The organism is Lutimaribacter pacificus, assembly GCF_900142185.1.
Classification (GTDB): Bacteria; Pseudomonadota; Alphaproteobacteria; order Rhodobacterales; family Rhodobacteraceae; genus Lutimaribacter; species Lutimaribacter pacificus.
Genome location: NZ_FQZZ01000008.1, coordinates 1 through 21,111, shown reverse-complemented (window position 1 = coordinate 21,111; position 21,111 = coordinate 1). Strand labels below are relative to the sequence as shown.

Here is a 21,111-nt window from a genome sequence, read left to right as displayed (position 1 = left end):
TGGGCGCATTCCTTTCGCGTATATGCGGCCTCAGCCGTTTTTCAGCTTCAGCGACAGGTCCGATCCGTGCCTGACCTCGACCGAGCCGATGTCCTTGCGGGCCATCAGCTCCTCGGTGAGGCAGGCCACCGGGTGCGGCCGCGGCTTCGAAACGATGGGCTGGCGGTGCGTGCGGAAATCCTCATAGGCTGCCGGGTGCAGGAACAGGAACAGCAGCAGATCCTCGTCGGATTCGAACGGGCCGTATTCGGCGCGGATCTTCGGCAGCACCGGTTCGTCCAGCCCTTCGAGCGGGTCGATGGGCGCTGCGCCCTCGCTCAGCCGGTCGCGGATGTTCTGATCCATGCTCGCGATGGTCTCGCCAAAGGCGCCGCGGGCATAGAGGCGCAGCGCCTCGGGCGGCGAGGCATAGCGTTCGCCCTGGATCACGTTCATCACCGCCTGCACGCCGACGAATTGCGAGAACGGCGTCGACATGTGCGGATAGCCGAGTTCCTGGCGAATCCGCCCGGCCTCTTCCAGCACCTCCGGCAGCCGGTCTTCGAGGCCGCGATCCTTCAGCTGTTGCACGAGGTTCGAAATCATGCCGCCCGGAATCTGGTGGCCGACATAGCTTTGATAAAAGGCGGGATCGAAGGGCTTTTCCTCGGGGACGGGTTTGCCCTGCTTGTGGGCCACCCAGTAGAACCAGTCGTCGATCTCGGCGAGCGCGGCATCGTCCACATCGACCTCGCAACCCTCTTCGCGGGCCATCGCGGCAATGTCGCGCGCGGCGGGAAGGGCAGAGCCCCAGGCCAGCGGCCGTGCCGCCGTCCAGATCACGTCGGCATCCGCCCGGATCGCCTGGCGGCAGGCCTCGCGGCCAAGACCGGCGGTGGTGTGACAGTGGAAATGCAGCTCGGTGTCGCCGATCGCCTTGCGGACCGCCGAAAGCGAGGAATAGGCCCGTTCGGGCTGCATCACACCGGGGGAATCCGAGATCACCAGCGCATGCACGCCCCGGTCGACGAATTCCCTGGCCTTGGCGGCAAGATAGGCGTCGGTATGGGCGGGGCTGTCGTTGAAGCCGACAAAGCCTTTCACCTTGAAGCCCAGCCGCAGCCCCTCGGCCAGCAGGTGATCCATGTTGCGCAGGTCGTTCAGCCCGTCGAACAGCTTGAAGCTGTCGACGCCGTTGCGCAGCAGCGTTTCCAGGAACAGGGTCTGCACGTCATAGGGCTGGGCCTTCCAGCCCCAGAGGTTGCGCGCCCGCACCAGCACGTCGAACCGGGTTTTGGGCATGCGGCGGCGCAGGAGGCGCATCCGTTCCCAGGGGTCTTCGTGCAGGAACATCGCCGCGCTTTCGAAGGTCACGCCCGCCGCCACGCAAACCGTATCGAACCCGGCACGGTCGATCACGTCGGCGATGGGCAGCATGCTTTCGGTGCGCATGCGCGTCGCCCAAAGCGATTGCTGCGCGTTGCGAAGGGTCTCGTCCAGAAGTTTGATCTTTTTCGCCATTTCTTGGCCCGCTTTCTCGGCTCTGAAGCCGGTTAGTCTCTGGTCTCGATGAGCATGAGCACATCGTCCTTGGCTACGGTCTGCTGGTTTTCCACCGCGATCGCGACGACGATTCCGTCGGTCTCGGCCGTGATCGGCGTAAACAGCTTCATGACTTCGACGATGCCAAGCTGATCGCCCTTGCGGATCTCTTGCCCGACCGTGACGAAGGGCGGTTTCCCGGGGGCGGGCGTGGCATAGAACATGCCGCCCATCGGCGCCCGGACCGGCGTGGCGCCGGGATGATCCTGTACCACGGTTCCGGCCCCGGCCGGTGCGGCAGGCACTGCCGGCGCATCGCTTGCCGGTGCTGGCGCGGGTGTCGGCGCTGGCGCGGGTGCCGGTGCCGCCACGGCTGCCGGGCGCGGGGCGGAGGACGCATTGCCGCGCGAGACCTTCAGCCGGAGATCGCCGGATTCCAGATCGAGATCAATGCAGTCCGAGCGGTCGATCAGTTCGAGGATGCGGATCACATCCTGGTAGGTTAAGTCGCTCATACATGGTCCCCTTCGAGCTTTGCGAGAAATTCCGGGTCTTCAAGCACCGTTTCCACCCAGCGTGTGCTGACCGCGCCGGTTGCGAATTCCGGCCGGTCCAGCAGGGCGAGAAGAAACGGCAAGGTGGTGTCGATGCCGGTGAGGGTGAAATCGGCCAGCGCCGCGCGCATCCGCGCAAGCGCATCGTCCCGGTCGGTGCCGGTGACGATCAGCTTTGCCAGCATCGAGTCGTAGAAAGGCGGCACGACATAGCCTGCATAACAATGGGTGTCGACGCGGATACCCTGCCCGGAGGGGGCCTCCCACGCGAGAATTTCACCGGGGGAGGGGCGGAACCCCTCCAGCGCGGCCTCGGCATTGATGCGGCATTCGATGGCGTGGCCGGTCAGGCGAATGTCGTCCTGTTCCAGCGCCAGCGGTTCACCCGCCGCGATTTTCAGCTGTTCGGCCACCAGGTCGATGCCGGTCAGCAATTCGGTGACCGGGTGTTCGACCTGTATGCGCGTGTTGACCTCGAGGAAATAGAACTCCTCAAGCTCCTGGTCGAAGATGAACTCGACGGTGCCGGCCCCCTCGTAATCGACCGAACGGGCAAGATCGACGGCGGCGCGGCGCATTTCGTCCACCAGAACCGCGGGCACCGCGACGGCGGGGCCCTCCTCGACGATCTTCTGGTGGCGCCGTTGCAGCGTGCAGTCGCGTTCGCCCAGATGCAGCACCTTGCCGTGGCGGTCGCCCAGCACCTGCACCTCGATATGCCGGGCCAGCCCGACGAACCGCTCGAGGTAAAGCGTATCGTTGCCGAAAGCGGCGCGGGCCTCGGCGCGCGCGGTGTCGAAGGCGCTTTGCAGGCGGTCCTGGCTGCGCACGACCTGCATGCCGCGCCCGCCGCCGCCCGCCGCGGCCTTGAGAAGGATCGGAAAGCCGATCTCCTGCGCGGCGGCCAGCGCATCTTCGTAGCTTGTCACCTGGTCGCGGCCGGGCACAACGGGCACGCCGGCCTTTTCCGCGATGATCCGGGCGCTGATCTTGTCGCCCAGGCTGCGGATCGTTGCGGCCCCGGGGCCGATGAAGGTGATGCCCTGTTCGGCGCAGAGTTCGGCCAGTTCGGCATTTTCGGCAAGAAATCCGTAACCGGGATGCAGCGCATCGCAGCCAGCGCCGACCGCGGCCGTCACCACGGCGTCAAGGTTCAGGTAGCTGGCCCCGGACGGCGCGGGCCCGATGCAGATCGCCCGGTCCGCCATGCGGGCGGGCAGGGCGTCGCGGTCGGCCTCGGAAACGCCGATCACGGTTTCGATCCCGGCATCCTGGCAGGCGCGAATGATCCTGACGGCGATCTCGCCGCGGTTGGCCACGAAGACCCGTTGAATCGTCATTGTGCCTGACCTCCCTCGGGCGTTTCGGGGTATATTTCGAACAGGGGCGCGCCGAAGGCGACAAAGCTGCCCTCGGGGACGAGTTGCGCCGCGATGGTGCCGGCCTCGGTGGCCAGAACCCCGGTTTCGGCGCGGAGGCTGCGGATCGTGCCCAGCACCGCGCCCTTGCCGACCGTCTGCCCCGCCGCCACGCTGCCGGTGAATGTGCCGACAAAGGGCGCGGCGACGGGAACGGTTTTGCCGCCGGCGGAGGGGGAGGACTCCGCCGGCCGGCGGCCCAGGCGCAAACGGATTGCGCCTGATGTCAGTTCGAGAAGGGTGCAGCCCGAGCCGCGGAAGGCATCGACGATCTGTTGAAGGTCGTCATCCGTAAGCTCCGCAGCGCGCGCTCCCTCGGTGGGAGGCAGGATGCTCATACGAGGATCACCCCGTCCTTGGCGATAACGTGCTTGTCGTCCACGATCATCGTCACCCGGTCGCAGATGCCTTCGTAGCGCAGCTTGCTGACGACCTCGCCCCGGTCGGCGCCGTGGCCGATGCCGAAATGCATGGCGCCATAGCGTTTCTTTTCGCTGCGCATGTTGCCGGTATAGGGCGGGCATTTGCGGTTGGTGCCGATCGAGATCTCGCCGCCCACGACCAGCGAATTCTCGTCGCCGTAAGCCTTGAGGTAATCGCGGATCTGCGCCGCCTCGTGCCCGCCGGAGATATCGGTGACATGCCCGTCCTCGATGCGCACGGTGACGGGTTCGTGCCACTGGCCGGCCGGATACTGCCCGGTGTGGTCCCAGACCACGACGCCGTTGGCGGTTCCGGCCAGCGGTTCGACGTGGAATTCGCCGAATGGCCAGGTGCCGGGGCTGAGCCCGAAGCGGCCGGTCTCGGCGTCACGCTCGAAGGGGATCGCGCCCCAGCGGCGGGCCAGCGCGCCCGGAGGGTAGCCGGTGATGTCGGCGCGCAGGTCGGTGCCGCCGGGGGTGGTGACCGAAATCGTCTTGCCCGCGTCGCAAATCTCGCCCATGCGGCGCTGGATCTCGCACATCTCGCGGACGTCTTCCTCGGTGCAGGCACCGCCGCCCTCGATCAGGATCTCCTGGTTGATCTCTTCCCAGAGCCAGATCGGCGTCTTGCCCTTGGCACCGCCCTCGGAGCGGATCTGCCGCAGCCCCGGCGTGCCGCTGTTGAGCGCGGTGGTGGTCAGGGCGATCACCACGTCTGCCTCTTTCGCGGCACCCACCGCGATGGGCGAGGGGTCGGCGCAGTGATAGGCGCGCTTGGGGTAGAGGCACAGGCAGGCTTCGGCGCCGCGTGCATGCAAGGCGGCCATCATCGCCTGCCAGATCAGCGGGTCCATCTGGTCGTCGGTCAGGATGGCGAACCGATCCCCCGCACGGACGTTTCGGAACGGGTATTCAAACGATTTCATCATGGAAATCAGCCGGGTCGGCGGCGTGCCGTAACGCGAGATGGACTCCATTCCACACTCCCTTTCTCATCTTTGCGCTTATCGCCGGTCCACGCGTTGCGCGGTGGGCGACCAATCCGCCAAAAGGCGTATAGCATGCATTAACGCGACAGTTTTCTGCCGTCAACGCCGGTTTCGGCATTTTTGCATGCAAAATGATCGTGCGAGGGGTAGCCTCGTTGATGCTGAAGGAGGCTCTTTAAGGGCGGTTGTCACGGGGGCCGCGGGGCGGGGGCGGAGCAGTTGGCGGGGGCATTCCGGCGTCCCTGGCGGGGCGGGCAAACTGTCCTTGTAGAACCTTGTCCAAAACCGTCTGACATCTGTCCGTCCGGGTTTGTTCTGCATCGGTTTCCCGAAGCGTCGAGATGCGCGCAAACCGATCGCTGAGCAATTGCCGGCCATCGGTTTCCGTAGCCGGGCCGATATGTGCTTTGGCAGGGAAGTCCGGTTGTTTTCTCATCATTCCGGGGCCATCCCGACACCCGTTCACTGGAAAACCGGCCATCCCCATTGACACGAATCGATACCGCTACCTATTCTGAAAACGTTTTCAGAAAACGTTATCATTTTGGCGTTTTCTGAGGCCGGAGCCGTCAGGGCATCGGCTGGACAGGAACCAAGGCGGCTGCATCAGGCGGCCGCGCCGAGGAGCAGGGTAATGCTGGATACCGCTTCATTCGTCGACGTGAAGAGTGTTGAAAAGACCTATTTCACCCCCAGTGGGGTGGTCCACGCCCTGGGTCCGATCTCGTTCAGTTTCGATCGCGGGCAGACGGTCGGAATTGTCGGGCCCAGCGGCTGCGGAAAAAGCACGATGCTCAAGGTCCTGGCGGGGCTCGAGGATCGCACCCGGGGTGAGATCACCGTCCAGTCCCGTAATGTAAACGGCCCGCTCGACGACGTTGGCGTGGTGTTCCAGAAAGATCTGCTGCTCGACTGGCGCACGGTTCTCGAGAACGTCCTGCTGCCTGCCGAGTTGCGGGGGCGGGTGGACGAGAAGATCAGGACGCGGGCGCGCAACCTGCTCGAGGAACTGGGCGTTTCCGGTTTCGAGAACAACCAGCCGTGGGAACTCTCGGGCGGTATGCGGCAGCGCGTCTCGATCGCGCGGGCGCTGCTGCTCAAGCCCTCGATGCTGTTTCTCGACGAACCGTTCAGTGCGCTCGATGCGTTGACCCGGGACAAGATGAACGTGATCGTTCAGCGGCTTCAGATGCACGAGGAGGTCACGACCTTCTTCATCACCCACAGTATCGCCGAGGCGGTGTTCCTGTCGGACAGGGTGATCGTGATGTCCGATCGGCCCGGGCGGATCATCGACGATATCGAGGTTGGTATCCCCAAGCCCCGGACCCTTTCGGTTCGTGAGGAGCCCGAGTTCATCGACATCACGCGTCGCATTCGTATCCATTTCGAGAAGGCGGGAGTGCTTTGAGACCATGACGGAGCTACGTATCGACAACCCGTCTGCCGCCGAGACAGAAGACCTGGCCGAGCACCAGCGTATGGTGCGCCGGGCCAAATGGCTCAAGATCTATCATGGATCGCTTCTGCCGCTGCTGAGCGGCATCGCGGGTCTTCTGCTATGGGAGCTGGCGGTCTGGGGCTTCGCCTTGCCCCAGTATCTGTTACCCGCACCCATGCAGGTCTTCGAGACGATGATCGACCGGTGGCCGGTTCTGATGTCGCACCTGTGGTACACGGTCGTCGCCTCGTCGGTGGGCTTTGTCATCGCGCTGGTGCTTGGTATCGTGGTTGGGGCCGCCATTGCGACATCGCGTTCGATCGACCGGGTGCTTTATCCATGGCTGGTGATCGCTCATGCTATCCCCAAGGTGGTCGTTGCGCCGCTCTTGCTGGTGTGGATCGGCTTCGGACTTAAAAGCGGGATCATCTTCGTCGTCGTCTTTACCTTCTTCCCGATCGTCGTGAGCACGGTGACCGGTTTGAAGTCGGCCGAACCCGACCTGCTCCAACTGGTCAAGTCGATGCGGGCGAACCGGTGGCAGACGATGTGGAAGATACGCATCCCGACCGCGCTTCCGCATGTCTTCTCGGGTATCAAGATCGCGGCGACCGGCGCTCCGGTCGGGGCGGTGATCGGTGAATTCGTCGCCTCGAACCGCGGCCTTGGCTATGCGCTGATCCAGGCGGTCGGCAGCCTCGACACGCCCTACGCATTCGCATCGGTCATCATCATCTCGGTTTTCGGGGTGACCATCTGGTACCTCGCCGAACTGGTCGAGAAACTGTCGATCCCCTGGCACGCAAGCCAGCGGTGACCAGGGAACAGGCGTCCAGGGAAAAATCACAAAAATAATAATAAAACCAACGGAAACCAACCAACACGGAGAATGCAACGATGACATGCAAGATCAGAACGACACTGCTCGCGGCTTCCGCGGCCCTGCTGGCGGCGCCCTCGGCGACCCTGGCGGACGAGATCAAGGTCGCGCTCGACTGGGCATGGCGCCCCTACCATGCACCGTTTATTGTAGCTCTGGCCAAGGGTTACTACGAAGAGGCCGGACTTGACGTCGAGTTCGAGGAAGGCCGCGGATCGAATACGACCGCACAGCTTGTCGGTCAGGGCAACTACGACATCGGCCACCTCAACATCACCAATGCCGCACATGCGATCTCGAAGGGTATTCCGCTCAGGATCGTGGGGGTTTACCAGCCGCGTACCGCGGCCTCATTCATCGGGCTTGAAGGCAAGGTCGAACTGAACGAACCGCAGGACCTGACCAGGTATCGCATCGGCAGCACGCCCGGCGGATCGGATCAGTTGAGCCTGCGTATATTCCAGCTGGCCAACGATATTTCCGAAACCGATCTCAATATCGTGTCGATGGACGGCAGCACCAAGACCACGGCCCTCATGGCCGGACAGGTGGACGTGGTGAGCGGCGATTCCTATGCCTATAACGCGCTGGTGCGCGGGGCCGGGTACCAGCCGGAATCCTTCCTTCTGGCCGAACACGGTGTGCCGCTTCTCGGCTTCGGCTTCGCCGTGAATCCCGGCTCCGAGGAGAGGCTTGGGGACAGTATCACGACCTTCCTGGAGGTAACGAAGAGGGCGTTCCAGGAGGTTGCCGCCGACCCGGAGGCCGCCTGCACGCTGGCGCGGGCAGAGCGTGAACTGCCCGGGGAGCATTCCCAGTGCGTCGACTACATGACCGGCCTTCTGGCGCTGTCGACCGATGCGGGTGCGGATGACTGGGGCCATGTCTCTGAAGGGCAGGTGACCGCGCTTCTTCAGGTTCTCGAGGATGTGGGCGAGATGGACGGCGGTTGGGAGGCCTCGGCCTATTACACCGACAAGTATTTCCCCTGAGACCAGAGCCTGAAAGTAACCCGGACCCGAAGAATGTCTGAATACGACGTCATAATACTAGGTGGTGGTCACAACGGCCTTGTCGCGGCGAGCTATCTTGCCGCGGCCGGGCAGAAGGTGGTGATCGCCGAAAAGAACGATTTCGTAGGCGGCCCGGCCGCGCGCCGGGAGTTCCTGCCGGGTTACTTTTCGACCATCACGAATTCGCCCGGTTCGCTTGAGCCGATGATCGTGAACGACATGAAGCTGGAGGAGTTCGGGCTGAAGTTCGTCCGCCCGAACCCCACGCTGGTTCATCCGCTCGAAGATTCGCAACCGTTTATCGGCTGGCGCGAACGCGAGCGGACGGAGGCAATCCTCGAGAGTTTCCGCCCCGGAGAATCCAGCCGCTACAACGCGTTCAACGACTACCTCCAGAAGTTCGCCAACCGGCTTGGCATCTCGCTTTTCCGGGAGCCTCCGACGCTCAAGGAACTTGTGCGGAACCTTGACGCGATCGAGGACCAGGAGGCGTTTTCGCGCATCGTGCTGGGCAGCGCGCGGGAACTGTTCGAGTATTTCGAACTCTCGCCGCAGAGCCAGTCGCTGTTGAGCCCGCTTGCCGTGGTAAGCGGCATCGTCGGCCCTTCGACGCCCGGCACGCCGTTTAACCTGATGATGCGGCCGCTATCGCTCGCCTCGCTCGCCGCGACGGAAGAGGACGACCCACGGCGGATGCCGTTGCGCGGATCGACCGGCCTGCCCGTCGGCGGGATGGGGGCCATCATCGACGCGATGGAGGCCAGTGTCACCGCGCAGGGCGTCACAATCCTCAGGAACAAGGCCGCCGACCGGATTTACACCAGGGGCGGCAAGGTGGCAGGTGTGTCTTTTGCAGACGGCACCGAACTGGTGGCGCCGATTGTCATTTCGGCGATGAACCCTCATCTTACGGTCGATATCCTCGAAAGCGACGATGAACGCTGGACCGCGGTTGCCCAAAAACGGCGCACCCAACCCCTGCGGGGCAAGGCATTCAAGGTGGTTCTCGCGCTCGACGATTTCCCCCGCTATACTTTTGCCGGCAACGAGGACGAGGCCAGGGCGCTGGCCGCCGCCCAGCTTCGCGTCGCGCCGAGCATCCGCTACCTCGAAGAGAGCTATGCCGACATGCTGCTCGGCAGGGTTCCCGAGAATCCGGTGATCTGGGGCTTGTGTTCGTCCATGACATCCCCGGGCCTGGCGCCCGAGGGCAAGCATGTCCTGTCGCTCAACATCGGAAACGCTCCGTACAATCTGACCGGCACGACCTGGGCGGACGAGCGCGATCGCCTGTTCAGCCGGGTGCTCGATATTCTCGAGCAATGGATACCGAACATCCGCGGCATCGTGAGCGATTACGCCATGCTCGACGCCGACGAGTTCGAAACCGAGTACGGGCTGGTGCAGGCCAATATATCGCACGGGGACATGTTGCCCTTCCGCCAGTTCTGGATGCGTCCCTTTCCGGGCCTGCAGAATTATCGCACCTATACTGACGGTCTCTACCTGTCGGGCAACGGGTGCTGGCCCGGCAATTTCGTCTCCGGCATCGCCGGTCACAACACCGCCCGGGCGGTCCTGAGAGATATGGCAGGAACCTCCGGGGGCGTTCACGCAATGACACAAGGATAGGAGAAGGCGAATGGCCGAGTATCTGGTGAATATCAAATTCATATGGCCCGAATCCGTAACGCAGGAGGAACGGCTCGACCTCAGGAACCGTGAGCGCGCCCATGCCGCCACGCTGGTGGAAAAGGGGCATCTGGTCCGTATGTGGCGGGTGCCGGGCCGCAAGGAGAACTGGGGTCTCTGGCGCGCCAGGGACACAACCGAACTGCATGACGTGCTGACCAGCCTCCCGGTCTGGCCATACATGGACCTTCAGGTCTATCCGATGGCCCGGCATCCCGTGGATCCGCTGCGGGACGAAGTCTGATCGGCAGGAGGATTGGAAAGTGACAACCGTATTGGATGTAGCCAAACGGGCGGGGGTGTCGCCTGCCACGGTTTCGCGCGTGTTGAGTGAAAAGTCGATCGTGGCCCCGGCCACGAAAGAACGTGTGTTGCGTGCCGTGCGCGAGCTTGGCTATGAACCCAACCTGTTTGCCCAAGGGCTGCGCAGCGGCAAGAACAATACGGTTGCCTTCGCCATCGGCGATATCGAACAGTATGTCTACCTCCAGCTTTCGCAGCATATGCAGAACGCACTCGAGGCGAACGGTCTGGACCTTCTGCTTTTCAACCTCGGCCATCGGGGGGACCGGTTCGAAGCGATCCTGGCCCGGGCCAAGGCGCTGCGTCTGAGCGGCCTCATCCTGGCCACCCCCGATCCCGTCGACATGGCGGCAATCGGGAGCTTTCGTTCCGAGGTTGAATTCTCGGCCTGTCCGATCATCGTTGTCGGCCAGGACAGGTCCGCCGACGGTATTCCCTCGGTCTGGCATGACGACGACCAGGGCGCCTTTGAAGCGACCGACTACCTTTTGCGCCGGGGCTGCCGCAAGATCGGCTATGTCGGGCGGATCGAAGGGTCTGCCGTGGGGTCGTGGCGCTATCAGGGTTACCGGCGTGCGCTTGGGGAATGGGGCGTGGAGGTTGCCGGGGAGCGCGTCTTCGACTGCGCTTACCGTTACCCGGCAGGTTATGCCTCGGGTGAGAAGATCGCGGCGCGGCAGGAGGATTTCGATGCCGTCGTCTGCGGCAGCGACGAGATGGCCCTGGGTGTCATGGCCGCCGCGGCCGACGCCGGGATCGCTGTTCCCGGGGCGCTGTCGATCATCGGTTTCGGCGATATCGAATGGGCGTCCTTCGTTCGTCCGGCGATGACCACGCTTTCGACGAATTACCGGGAACTCGCCACTCAGGCGGCACAAATCGTCGTCTCGGCCGAGAGTCCGGCCGGACCCGTCCTGCAACACAAGATCGGACGCCAGTTGATGATCCGAGGGTCGACGATCTGACCGTATCCAATCGCAAGAAATCATCCCAGGAACAGGAACGAACATGTTGATCGACGGACTTCAATGCGGGCACTTCAACCGCGGTGTTTTCGAAGAACTCAGGGCAGGGGCGGTCAGCTGCGTCACCATCACCGGGGGGTTCTGGCAGGGGTGTATCGAATCCCTCGACGCCATCACCCGCTGGCGCGACCTTGCCCGCGAGAATGCGGACCTCGTCGTGCTGGTCCGTGACGCCGAGGACATCGACCGCGCCCGGGCAGAGGGCAAGACGGCGATCATCGTCGGCTTTCAGAACACCAACCTCTTCGACAGCCGCATCCGTTTTGTCGAACTTTTCCAAGATCTCGGCGTGCGCGTGGTCCAGCTGACCTACAATAACCAGAACGAATACGGCGGGAGCTGCTACGAACCCGAGGATTCCGGCCTTTCGCGCGCGGGCAAGGTGATGGTTCGTGAGATGAACGAACACGGCATCCTGATCGACCTGTCTCATGTGGGTGAACTCACCAGCCAGCAGGTCATCGAACACTCGGATAAACCGGTGGCGATCACTCATGCCAATCCCGCGTCAGTGATACCGCACAAGCGTAACAAGACGGACAAGACGCTGGCGCTGCTCAAGGAACGGCGCGGAATCATCGGCTGTGCCAGCTACCGAAACATTTGCGCGCCCGAACATGCCGAGAGCGCCGAGAAATGGGCCGAGATCGTCGCCCGTACCGTCGACCTCGTGGGTATCGACCACGTGGGTATCGGAACCGACCGGAGCCACGGCCACACCCTGGCCGACATGCACTGGATGCGCATGGGGCGCTGGACGCGCGAAATCGACTACGGCGCCGGGTCGCCCGAAAACCCGGGCACCACCGCACCGCTCGACTGGTTCACCGAGGTTCGCCACATCGGCCGCATTCCCGGCGCGCTCGGCAATATCGGTTTCTCGCCGGACGAGGTCGAGGCGATCTGCTTCGGCAACTGGCGCCGCGTCTACGGCGAGGTTTTTCCGGGCGGGAAATGACACAGGGATGAACAAGGAGGCTGGTATGCACAGCAGGCAGATTTATATCGACGGTGAGTGGCGGAACTCGCAGGGCACAGGTGTTATCGACGTCTTCAACCCCGCCACCGAGCGGAAAATCGGCGAGGTGAGCGAAGCCACCGCCGCGGATGTCGACAGCGCCGTCGAAGCTGCGCAGAGGGCCTTTGCGACCTTTTCCCGCAGTTCGGTCGACGACCGGATCGCGTTGCTCGAAGCGCTTCTCGTGAGTTTTGAAAAGCGCAAGGGCGATATCGCCAGGGTCCTGTCCGACGAGATGGGCTGCCCGATCACCGCCGCGACCAATATTCAGGCCGCCAGCGGCCCCAACCATCTGCGCGAGATGATCCGCGTGCTGCGCGACTACGACTTCGACGAGATGTCCGGCACGACGCTTCTGACCCGCGAACCGATCGGGGTTTGCGGGCTGATCACGCCGTGGAACTTTCCGGTCAACCAGATCATCTGCAAGGTCGCTCCGGCAATCGCGGCGGGCTGCACGATGGTGCTCAAACCCAGTGAAGAGGCACCGCTCAGCGGGATCGTCTTTGCCGAGATCGCGGACGAAGCTGACCTTCCCAAGGGGGTTTTCAACCTTGTCAACGGCTATGGCGCGACGGTCGGGGCCGCTATTTCGGGACATCCGGGTATCGACATGGTGTCGTTCACCGGGTCGACCCGCGCCGGCATCGAGGTCGCCAGGGCTGCAGCCAACAACGTGAAACGGGTGGCGCAGGAACTCGGCGGCAAGGCACCGAACATCCTTCTGGACGATGTCGACCTTGAAAAGGCGGTGGCACCGGGCGTGGCGCGCTGCTTTGGCAATGCCGGGCAGTCGTGCAGTGCCGCGACGCGGATGCTGGTGCCGCGCGCCATGCAGGACCGCGTTGCCGAACTCGCACGCGAAGCGGCGGCGACCTATGTCGTCGGAGATCCCTCGCGCGAGGACGTGAACATGGGCCCGATGGTGAACGCGGCGCAATATGACAAGGTGCAGGAACTTATCCAGAGCGGTATCGACGAGGGTGCGACATTGATATGCGGCGGCACTGGCAAGCCGGACGGCCTGAATGCAGGACATTTCGTCAAACCCACGATCTTTACCGACGTCACCAACGATATGCGCATTGCCCGTGAAGAGATCTTCGGCCCGGTCCTGTCGATCCTTCCCTACGACAGCGAGGAAGAGGCGATCGGGATCGCCAACGATACGCCCTACGGCCTTGCCGCCTATGTGCAGAGCGCGTCCCTCGAGCGCGCCCGGGCAGTTGGCCGCGCCCTGCGTGCGGGCGGCGTTCACCTGAATTACCCCGCCGTCGATCGGGGCGCTCCCTTCGGCGGTTACAAGCAGTCCGGCAACGGGCGCGAATGGGGCCGTTTCGGGCTTGAGGAATTCCTCGAGATCAAGGCGATCGTCGGCTACGGCACGGATTGAGGTCGATGGCTGCCGCTGCACCATCCGGGATCGCCATGCACTGACAGTCAACCTGATCCGGTCGGATAACCTGGTCTCAGGTAACCTCGGCGATCGCCGGGCGTCTGCGGACGACCGGGGGGTCCTCCGTTCGCTGTTTCAGGCGCGGTTCCGGGTCAGTGTTGCAGATGTTTTCTGCCGCCCCGGCCGCGTGGCGCCGGGTTGGTAAGGCACAAATGCCAGCCATACCTGCCATTCGGAGGCCGCTTTTCCATCGGTCTGATACGGCCCGTTGGCAACCGTATCTTTACAATAAACGCAATTGTGTTCGGATTGTGGAGGGGCTGATGCGGGCGGACCCTTGCGGATCAACGATAGTGTGTTTCCGGTTTGACAACGAGAACACATCAAATGGTATCTCATAGATAAGTAGGCGCTATATATTGTGCCTCGCGTTCTTTCACGTCGGAATGCCGGTCAAGAAGTCGGGCGGACAGATGTTTAAAATATGTCACAACTGAGGCAGGTTCCTTGGTGGCCTCATTGCATTGCCGATCCATTGGCGACACTTACGCCGCAACACTCAAATTTATTCTCAAAGGTTCATCTATGTTCAACAATATGCCCATACCCGCCGGTCTCGCCCTGTGTATCGTCCTGGGATCGCTGGCATCGCCGGCGATGGCCGACAAGCGATGCACTGGCTGGACGGCAATGTTCGCATCGTCGACCGAAGAGCTTTGTGAATGTGACCGCCTGACCCCCGGCTTCGTTGCGCAAATCCAGAAACGTTCGGATTTCGGCCGCATCCTGGAAGAGACCCAGGGGATGTGTTCCGGCCTTACGGTGGCGTTGACCGAAGTGACGACATTCTCGACGGCAGCCGCCAGCGGTGGGGACGGTCACGCCGATGGCGCCGGCCAGGTTGGCGCCGGCCCCGGCAACGGCGGTGGCGACAACGGTGGTGGCGACAACGGCGGCGGCGACAACGGCGGCGGTGACAACGGCGGCGGTGACAACGGCGGCGGTGACAACGGCGGCGGTGACAACGGTGGCGGTGACAACGGTGGCGGTGACAACGGTGGCGGCGACAACGGCGGCGGTGACAACGGCGGCGGTGACAACGGTGGCGGCGACAATGGCGGCGGCGACAACGGTGGCGGCGACAATGGCGGTCCCAGCGGCCCCGGGTCCGGTGTGACCAACTAAGTGTCCAGACCGAAACCGATGATCGAACGCATGAACGGAAAACCGAACGAAAACCGGCCCCGGAGGGCCGTCCGGGACAAGGCCGGAACCGAATTCAGGAGTTGTATTATGAAAATGTCGATTTTGACCTGCGCGTTTCTGCTGGCCACCGCGGCCGCATCCCACGCCGCGACCTTTACAGGCTCCGCCCAGGGCGCATGGACATCCGTAGATGGCAGCTTTGGCCACACCGTTGCGAATAACGGTGACAGCGCGTCCGTCACCTGGGGTGTCGAATGGGTGTCCTCGGTGCCGGAAACGGACGAGGCGATCGCCACCTATATCGGCGAAACCGACCCCGACAGTAACCACATGAGCTTTACAAGCGGGGCGAACTGGACCACGGACGGGGGCATTTTCTCGCTGGGCAGCTTCGAATATCGCAACGGCCTGAGCTATGCTGCCAGCCACGATTTCCTGGGGGCGAACCTGACGATCGATGTGGCGCTCTCGGACCCGGCGGTGGGCGATATCCTGTCCTTCGACTATGCCTTCGACGTGTTGACGACCACGAACAACAATGTGTCTGTCCCTGACGACGCGGATACTCTGCACGTGCAGCAGGCTCCGGCGGTTCAGTATTTCATGGTCGGCGGTCAGCGGTACATGTTCGAGATTCTCGGCCTGTCCTCGGATGGCGGCGCGACATTCTCGGACGAGTTCGTGGTGTACGAGGCATGGCACAGTGGCGCATGGCACGATATCGACCCGGCCCGCGCCGACATCTATGCCCGTATCTCGCCCACGGTGGTTCCGGTTCCGGCAACCTTGCCGCTGCTGCTCAGCGCGGTCGGTGCGGTCGGCTATGTCTCGCGCCGCAAGCGCAAGGCGGCGTGATCCTTACGGGTCGGCCCGGGGCAGTCTGCCATGCCCGGGCCGCCGTTCTTCAGCCCATGCGGAAGCCGCCGACCCACTGATCGGGGCTGTCGGGGTTCTGCATCCGCAGGAAGACATAGCCGGAGCTGCGCCAGTTCACGACCTTGTCGGTCAGGTTGTCCAGCAGCAGGTCGCCCTTGTGCGACCGGTAGACCAGAACGGCATGGGGAACGCGCCGCCGGTCCAGCACCGTGGCCAGAAGCAACCGGCCCGGATCGACGCCAAGGCGCACCAGTTCCCGTTTCTTCAGCAGGGCGAAATCCTCGCAATCGCCGCCGGCGCTGGTCGGCAGCGACCAAAGTTCGGCACGCCTGTGCTGTGACGCGTCCGGCACCGCGCGCGTCGTCGTGTTCACCTTCGTGTTGACGTCGAGGACCAGGGCCAGCTCTGCCGAGGAGTTCAGGGTGCGTGCGCGCTGTGCAGCGCAAGCCCACCGGTAGGTCTGGCAGATTTGCTGCGCTCCCTTGGGGGCGGGCATGGCCATCCGGGCCTGCAGGAAACCGCCATCCGCCACCGCGGCCTGCGGAACAAGCAGCGCAAGCGGAAAGCACAGGGCCGCGATATATCCGCGAACCCGACCCAAAGCATAGCGAACAGACTGTCCCATGATCTTCATCCATACCCCATTCCCGGCGGGAATGCTCCCAGGTTATTCATTCGATAACCCCAGAGCATAGCGGCGATCGTGTCAGGATTTCGACAAAGACGGTGTTTTTTGTGGGGCGATCTTCCGGCAGGGGCTGTCAGGCCGATGACAACCGGCCTGGGAATGGCCGTGTCGCCGGCCTGTTCTTTCAGCAATCAACAGGTGGTTCGAACGGGACTCACCGGGCCCGGCATCCAGGATTTGCCTGCCGACCCCGACCCTGACACATCGAATCTGTCAAACGGTGGGCGCATCAGGGAAAAGCATTCAACACTTAGCCTTTTTCAGTCTTCGCCCGAAGGTTGGCGACGAGATCGGCAAAGACGTTTCCGCCGGTTGCAACATGTTCGCGCATCAGCCGCTCTGCCTGTGCGTCATTCGCGTTTGCGATTTCCTCGACGATCGCTGCGTGTTCCTGAAAGGACTTTTCAAGCCGCCCGACCGACCGGAAGATCGACGGTCGGACGATTTCCATGATTCTCCTCTCGCCGACGATCTTTTCGCGCAGATGCGAATTCCGGGAACCGGCATAGATCAGTTCGTGTAGTTCGCGGTTGATGGCCTCGAATGCTTCGAAATCCCGGTTTTCGACCAGCGAGGCGGACTCTTCGTGTTTTTTGACCAGCGCATCCCGCTCGTCCTGCGACATGCGCCGGGCAGCAAGGCCGGCCGCCAGCATTTCGAGGGCGCCGAGCACCTCCATCACGCCCAGGACCTGTTGGGCGGAGATCGTCCGCACAACCGTTCCCTGCCGCCCGCGGGATTCGATCAGGCCCGAGTTTTCAAGCTGGGACAGGGCCTCGCGAACCGGCGTTCTCGAGACATTGAAATCGCGTGCGAGCTGCAATTCCTCAAGTCGTTCGCCGGGCTTTCGTTGCCCCGAAATAATCTGGCTCTCTATGATCTGCCGAATTTCGGTCGACCGATTGACCTTGCTGTTTACCTTGTTCATCGAGCCTCCCCCGTCACTGGCGGTAGAAGATATGGTGCGCGTGCCGATATGGATACCAAAAGTTTCTACCTGCCCGGGTTTTCAGTGTCGGAAAAGATCGTCCGATGCTGCTCGATCAGCTTGGCCTTGATGACCTTGCCGACGCTGGTTGTAGGCAGGCGATCCTGGCACAGAAACCATTTGGGCACCTTGTATCCCGCAAGGCGTTCGCGCGCAAACGCGCTCAGTTCGTCGAGGTCGATCCTGGTTTCCGCCGATTTCGGCACGACAATCGCGATCACGCCTTCCACGTAATCGGGATGCGGCACCCCGATTACGGCCGATTGTCCCACGCCGTCGAAGGTGTCGAGAACATTCTCGATCTCCTTGGGATAGACATTGTAGCCACCCGAGATGATCAGCTCTTTCTGCCTCCCGGCGATCCAGACGCGGCCATCGGCATCCTGCCGGGCCAGGTCGCCGGTTTTCAGGAAACCGTCGCCGGTCATCTCTTCGCGGGTTTTGTCCGGTTTGTTGAGATACTCACGAAACAGGTTTGGGCCGCGTACTTCGAGCATACCAACCATGCCGGAGGGGCAGACCGCACCGTCCTTTGCAATACGCACTTCCACACCCGGCAGAGCGTAGCCGACCGAGCCGGCGATGCGATCCCCCTCCAGGGGGTTGGAGCAGATGATCAATGCCTCCGTCATGCCGTAGCGTTCCAGGATCGTCTGGCCGGTGCGGCCTTGAAACGCATCGAAATCCACCTGGCTCAGCGGCGCCGATCCCGAGGTGAACAGCCGCATTCGCGCGCAGGCCTGCGCATCGAGTCGCGGGGAGGCGAGCAGACGCTTGTAGAGCGTGGGCACCCCCATGAACACGGTGGCCCGCGCGAAACTTGCGATACAGCTCTCGGCATCGAAGCGATCGTGCAGCAGGATCTTCCCCCCGACGGCAAGCGGCAGGTTGACCGCCAGGAACAGCCCGTGCGCGTGGAACATCGGCAGGGTGTGGGTAATCACATCGTCTGCGGTGAATTTCCATTCCTCCACCAGTTGCCTTGTGCACCATGTCAGGCTGCCATGGGTGATGATCGCGCCTTTCGGTTCACCGGTCGTACCCGACGTGTAAAGGATCGCCGCCGCATCATCGGGGCCGCGGTGCGTGGTGGGGTGCTGCGTCACGCGAGGGCCGGGCGCCGCCCGGTCATGAGCGGGCAGGGTCATGACGGTCAGGCGGTCGGTGGCGAATTTCCGGTTCAGCCGATCCTGGTTTTCGGGGTCGCAGACCAGCACGCGCGGCGAGGCGTCGCCGATGAAATAGGTCAGCTCCGAATCCGTGTATGCCGTATTCATTGGAATGTATACGAGTCCACCCTTGAGTGCCGCCAGATAGAGCGCAATGGAATCGATTGACTTGGGAATCTGGGCCGCAACATGGTCGCCCGGCCGGGCGCCGCAGGCGGTCAATGCGCCCAGGATACCATCAACGCGACTTGCCAGTTGGCTATATGATGTCTGCTTTCCTGCCTGCGTTTCCACGGCGATCTCGGTTTTGGCGCAGCACTCGGCCATTAGCATGTCGTACAGGTTTTGCGACATTGGTTCCTCCCCGGCGCATCGTCTTGGTTATTCATTGATTAGCATGTTGCATACATATACACAATTGGTGTATTCAAAATGAAGTGCAACACTTCGCCAGAGGGAGATGGCGCGAGTCACACCGGGCGTTGCCTTACAAGCAGGGAGGAGAAACACATGTTTATCAGGAAGATGACGTTTGCTGCGATCATGGGGGCGGCGGCGACTCAAGTCGCCGCCGAAGACTGGAATGTGCAGAGCGCATTCCCCTTGTCCCTGCCGCAAATCGGGACGCTGGGCCATTGGATATCGGACCGGATCGACGTCGTTTCCGGCGGCGAGCTCACGCTGACGTTCCAGGAGCCGGGGGCAATCGTCCCGCCGCTCGAAGCCTTCGACGCGGTGCAGACCGGCGCGGTCGAGGCCGGCTATTCGACGCCCTCCTACTGGGTTGGCAAGATTCCGGCGAGCGAGATGTTCACGGGCGTGCCCTTCGGCCCGGATGCCGGGGAATATCTGGCCTGGTTCTATTTCGGGGGCGGCAAGGACCTTTATGAGGAAATCTACCACAAGCGCGGTGTGCACGGTGTTATATGCGCGGTGATGCCGCCCGAAACGTCGGGGTGGTTTCGCGAAGAGATTGCCACGGTCGACGATCTGCGCGGGATGAAGATGCGCTATAACGGGCTTGGCGGGAAGGTGATGGAGAAGCTGGGCGTCCAGACCCAGCTTATCGCCACAAGCGATCTGTTCACGGCGCTGGAGCTTGGCACGATTGACGGTACCGAATTGTCGATGCCTGCAATTGATGAGGCGGTGGGCCTCTACCAGATCGCCAAGCATGCCTATTTCCCGGCCTGGCACCAGCAATCGACCTTCTTCGAGGTAATGTTCAACAAGGCCGCATGGGATGGCCTGTCGGAACAAAAGCGGGCGATTGTCGATACGGTCTGTGAGGCGGCTGTCACCCGCAGCCTGGCCGAAGGCGAGGCGATGCAGTTTCCTTCGCTGGCGCGTCTGGAGGAAAAGGGCGTGACCCTGCACAAATGGCCCGAGGAATTCATTGATGCCTTTGAGGTCGCCTGGCAGGAGGTCGCCGAGGAGCAGGCGGCAGGCGATGAGGAGTTTGCCAAGGTCTGGAAGTCCTACAGCGATTTCCGCGCAAGCTACGCGATCTGGGGTGAGATGGGGTACCTGCCCAAGAACTGATCGCCCTTGCGGGGCGCGCGGGATGTCCTTCTGCGCGCCCTGATCGCTCCATTATCGCCGGACAGGTCGGGAGGGCCTTTGTGCATACACTATTCAGGATAAGTGTTTTCCTCGGAGGTCTCACCGAGCGCATAGGCAGGCTTGCCGCCTGGCTGGTCGTCCCGCTTATGGTGGTGATCCTTTACGACGTGGGCACGCGAAAATTCATGGGTGCCTATCCCGACTATGTCGATTCCGCGATGAACATCGGATCGACGGCCTTGTCGGAAACCGCATGGTACCTGCACTCCATCATCTTCCTTCTGACTCTTGGCTATGTCTACACACAGAACCAGCAGGTCCGGGTTGAGCTGCTGCGCGACCGCCTGCGGCCCCGCACGCGCGCATGGATCGAACTGATCGGCTGCCTGCTGTTCCTGATCCCCTACTGCGTGTTTCTGATACATCACGGGTATTCCTTTTCGGTGCGCAGTTTCGAAATGGGCGAAACCTCGGCGTCCAATGGCGGGCTGGGGTATCGCTGGGCGATCAAGGCGATGCTTCCCGTGGGGTTCGTCGTTCTTGCCATGGCCGGATTTTCGGTTCTGCTGCGGTCGATCGTCTTCCTGTTCGGTCCGCCCGACCTGCGGGCCGCCAACGCAGAGCTGTTCGACGTCGAGTCGACTGAACACATCATGCAACTGGCCGAGGACGGCCCCGTGGCCGGACCTGCGGGCGCCGATGATATGGCCGATAGGGAGACCCGGACGTGGAACTGATGGTTGCCGCATTGCCGGCTTTGATGTTCGTGACGCTTGCCATGCTGATTTTCACGGGCTTTCCGGTGGCTTTTGTTCTGGCCGGGGTCGGGATCGGTTTCGGCTTTATCGCAAACGCTGTGAACGGCGGAGCAATACTCGGCCACGGTAGCGACGGCATAGTGTTGTCGCGGGCGGCGTAAAAGTCGTCCACTTTTGCCCTTTCGGATTTC

General features: G+C 62.6%; 21 protein-coding genes. 13 read left to right on the top strand and 8 right to left on the bottom strand.

Features of this window, described 5'->3' with window-relative positions:
• Nucleotides 1-30: 30 nt before the first annotated feature.
• Genes F3H87_RS17305 through F3H87_RS21860 form a run of 5 tightly spaced genes read right to left on the bottom strand, consistent with a single transcriptional unit; the run spans nt 31 to nt 4,892 of the window.
• On the bottom strand, nt 31-1,500 hold the full coding sequence (locus F3H87_RS17305) for a hypothetical protein (RefSeq protein ID WP_149789136.1): 1,470 nt from the start codon (nt 1,498-1,500) through the stop codon (nt 31-33).
• A gap of 32 nt (nt 1,501-1,532) precedes the next feature.
• Nucleotides 1,533-2,036: an acetyl-CoA carboxylase biotin carboxyl carrier protein gene (gene accB / locus F3H87_RS17300; protein WP_149789137.1), complete on the bottom strand. Its 504-nt coding sequence runs from the start codon at nt 2,034-2,036 to the stop codon at nt 1,533-1,535.
• On the bottom strand, nt 2,033-3,415 hold the full coding sequence (accC, locus tag F3H87_RS17295; RefSeq protein ID WP_149789138.1) for an acetyl-CoA carboxylase biotin carboxylase subunit: 1,383 nt from the start codon (nt 3,413-3,415) through the stop codon (nt 2,033-2,035). The genes accB and accC overlap by 4 nt, the downstream gene beginning before the upstream one ends.
• Complete coding sequence (locus F3H87_RS17290; RefSeq protein ID WP_188129242.1) at nt 3,412-3,831, bottom strand: acetyl-CoA carboxylase biotin carboxyl carrier protein; 420 nt, start codon at nt 3,829-3,831, stop codon at nt 3,412-3,414. Before F3H87_RS17290 ends, accC begins: the two co-directional genes overlap by 4 nt.
• A complete protein-coding gene (locus tag F3H87_RS21860; protein WP_188129243.1) occupies nt 3,828-4,892 on the bottom strand; it encodes a M29 family metallopeptidase in 1,065 nt (354 codons plus the stop codon). The genes F3H87_RS17290 and F3H87_RS21860 overlap by 4 nt, the downstream gene beginning before the upstream one ends.
• Nucleotides 4,893-5,538: 646 nt before the next feature.
• Here F3H87_RS21860 and F3H87_RS17285 point away from each other — a divergent pair.
• The 10 genes from F3H87_RS17285 (at nt 5,539) to F3H87_RS17240 (ending at nt 15,733) form a co-directional block, all read left to right on the top strand.
• Complete coding sequence (locus F3H87_RS17285) at nt 5,539-6,315, top strand: ABC transporter ATP-binding protein (RefSeq protein ID WP_223228109.1); 777 nt, start codon at nt 5,539-5,541, stop codon at nt 6,313-6,315.
• 4 nt (nt 6,316-6,319) lie between these two features.
• On the top strand, nt 6,320-7,162 hold the full coding sequence (locus F3H87_RS17280) for an ABC transporter permease (RefSeq protein ID WP_149789140.1): 843 nt from the start codon (nt 6,320-6,322) through the stop codon (nt 7,160-7,162).
• Between the two features lie 80 nt (nt 7,163-7,242).
• A complete protein-coding gene (locus tag F3H87_RS17275) occupies nt 7,243-8,217 on the top strand; it encodes an ABC transporter substrate-binding protein (RefSeq protein WP_149789141.1) in 975 nt (324 codons plus the stop codon).
• 33 nt (nt 8,218-8,250) lie between these two features.
• On the top strand, nt 8,251-9,870 hold the full coding sequence (locus tag F3H87_RS17270) for a phytoene desaturase family protein (RefSeq protein ID WP_149789142.1): 1,620 nt from the start codon (nt 8,251-8,253) through the stop codon (nt 9,868-9,870).
• Nucleotides 9,871-9,880: 10 nt separating this feature from the next.
• A complete protein-coding gene (locus F3H87_RS17265; protein WP_149789143.1) occupies nt 9,881-10,174 on the top strand; it encodes a muconolactone Delta-isomerase in 294 nt (97 codons plus the stop codon).
• 19 nt (nt 10,175-10,193) lie between these two features.
• Nucleotides 10,194-11,198: a LacI family DNA-binding transcriptional regulator gene (locus F3H87_RS17260; RefSeq protein ID WP_149789144.1), complete on the top strand. Its 1,005-nt coding sequence runs from the start codon at nt 10,194-10,196 to the stop codon at nt 11,196-11,198.
• Nucleotides 11,199-11,241: 43 nt separating this feature from the next.
• Entirely contained in the window at nt 11,242-12,216 is a 975-nt protein-coding gene (locus F3H87_RS17255) for a dipeptidase (RefSeq protein WP_149789145.1), read from the top strand.
• A gap of 25 nt (nt 12,217-12,241) precedes the next feature.
• On the top strand, nt 12,242-13,669 hold the full coding sequence (locus F3H87_RS17250) for an aldehyde dehydrogenase family protein (protein WP_149789146.1): 1,428 nt from the start codon (nt 12,242-12,244) through the stop codon (nt 13,667-13,669).
• Nucleotides 13,670-14,257: 588 nt separating this feature from the next.
• Nucleotides 14,258-14,857, top strand: a complete 600-nt coding sequence (locus F3H87_RS21855; RefSeq protein WP_188130049.1) for a hypothetical protein — start codon at nt 14,258-14,260, stop codon at nt 14,855-14,857.
• Between the two features lie 108 nt (nt 14,858-14,965).
• Complete coding sequence (locus F3H87_RS17240; protein WP_188129245.1) at nt 14,966-15,733, top strand: choice-of-anchor K domain-containing protein; 768 nt, start codon at nt 14,966-14,968, stop codon at nt 15,731-15,733.
• Nucleotides 15,734-15,782: 49 nt separating this feature from the next.
• Here F3H87_RS17240 and F3H87_RS17235 read toward each other — a convergent pair whose 3' ends face one another.
• The 3 genes from F3H87_RS17235 to F3H87_RS17225 form a co-directional block, all read right to left on the bottom strand.
• Nucleotides 15,783-16,379: a transglutaminase-like cysteine peptidase gene (locus tag F3H87_RS17235; RefSeq protein ID WP_149789148.1), complete on the bottom strand. Its 597-nt coding sequence runs from the start codon at nt 16,377-16,379 to the stop codon at nt 15,783-15,785.
• A 313-nt stretch (nt 16,380-16,692) separates the two neighbouring features.
• On the bottom strand, nt 16,693-17,370 hold the full coding sequence (locus tag F3H87_RS17230) for a GntR family transcriptional regulator (protein WP_149789149.1): 678 nt from the start codon (nt 17,368-17,370) through the stop codon (nt 16,693-16,695).
• 65 nt (nt 17,371-17,435) lie between these two features.
• Nucleotides 17,436-18,953 (bottom strand): AMP-binding protein, encoded by a 1,518-nt coding sequence (locus tag F3H87_RS17225; RefSeq protein WP_149789150.1) that lies wholly within the window; start codon nt 18,951-18,953, stop codon nt 17,436-17,438.
• A gap of 156 nt (nt 18,954-19,109) precedes the next feature.
• On the opposite strand from F3H87_RS17225, the gene F3H87_RS17220 reads away from it, so the two are divergent.
• The 3 genes from F3H87_RS17220 to F3H87_RS17210 all read left to right on the top strand — a co-directional run bounded on the left by F3H87_RS17220 (nt 19,110) and on the right by F3H87_RS17210 (nt 21,081).
• Nucleotides 19,110-20,141 (top strand): TRAP transporter substrate-binding protein, encoded by a 1,032-nt coding sequence (locus tag F3H87_RS17220; protein WP_149789151.1) that lies wholly within the window; start codon nt 19,110-19,112, stop codon nt 20,139-20,141.
• Between the two features lie 80 nt (nt 20,142-20,221).
• A complete protein-coding gene (locus tag F3H87_RS17215; RefSeq protein ID WP_149789152.1) occupies nt 20,222-20,899 on the top strand; it encodes a TRAP transporter small permease subunit in 678 nt (225 codons plus the stop codon).
• A complete protein-coding gene (locus F3H87_RS17210; RefSeq protein ID WP_149789153.1) occupies nt 20,890-21,081 on the top strand; it encodes a hypothetical protein in 192 nt (63 codons plus the stop codon). The genes F3H87_RS17215 and F3H87_RS17210 overlap by 10 nt, the downstream gene beginning before the upstream one ends.
• Nucleotides 21,082-21,111 lie beyond the last annotated feature (30 nt).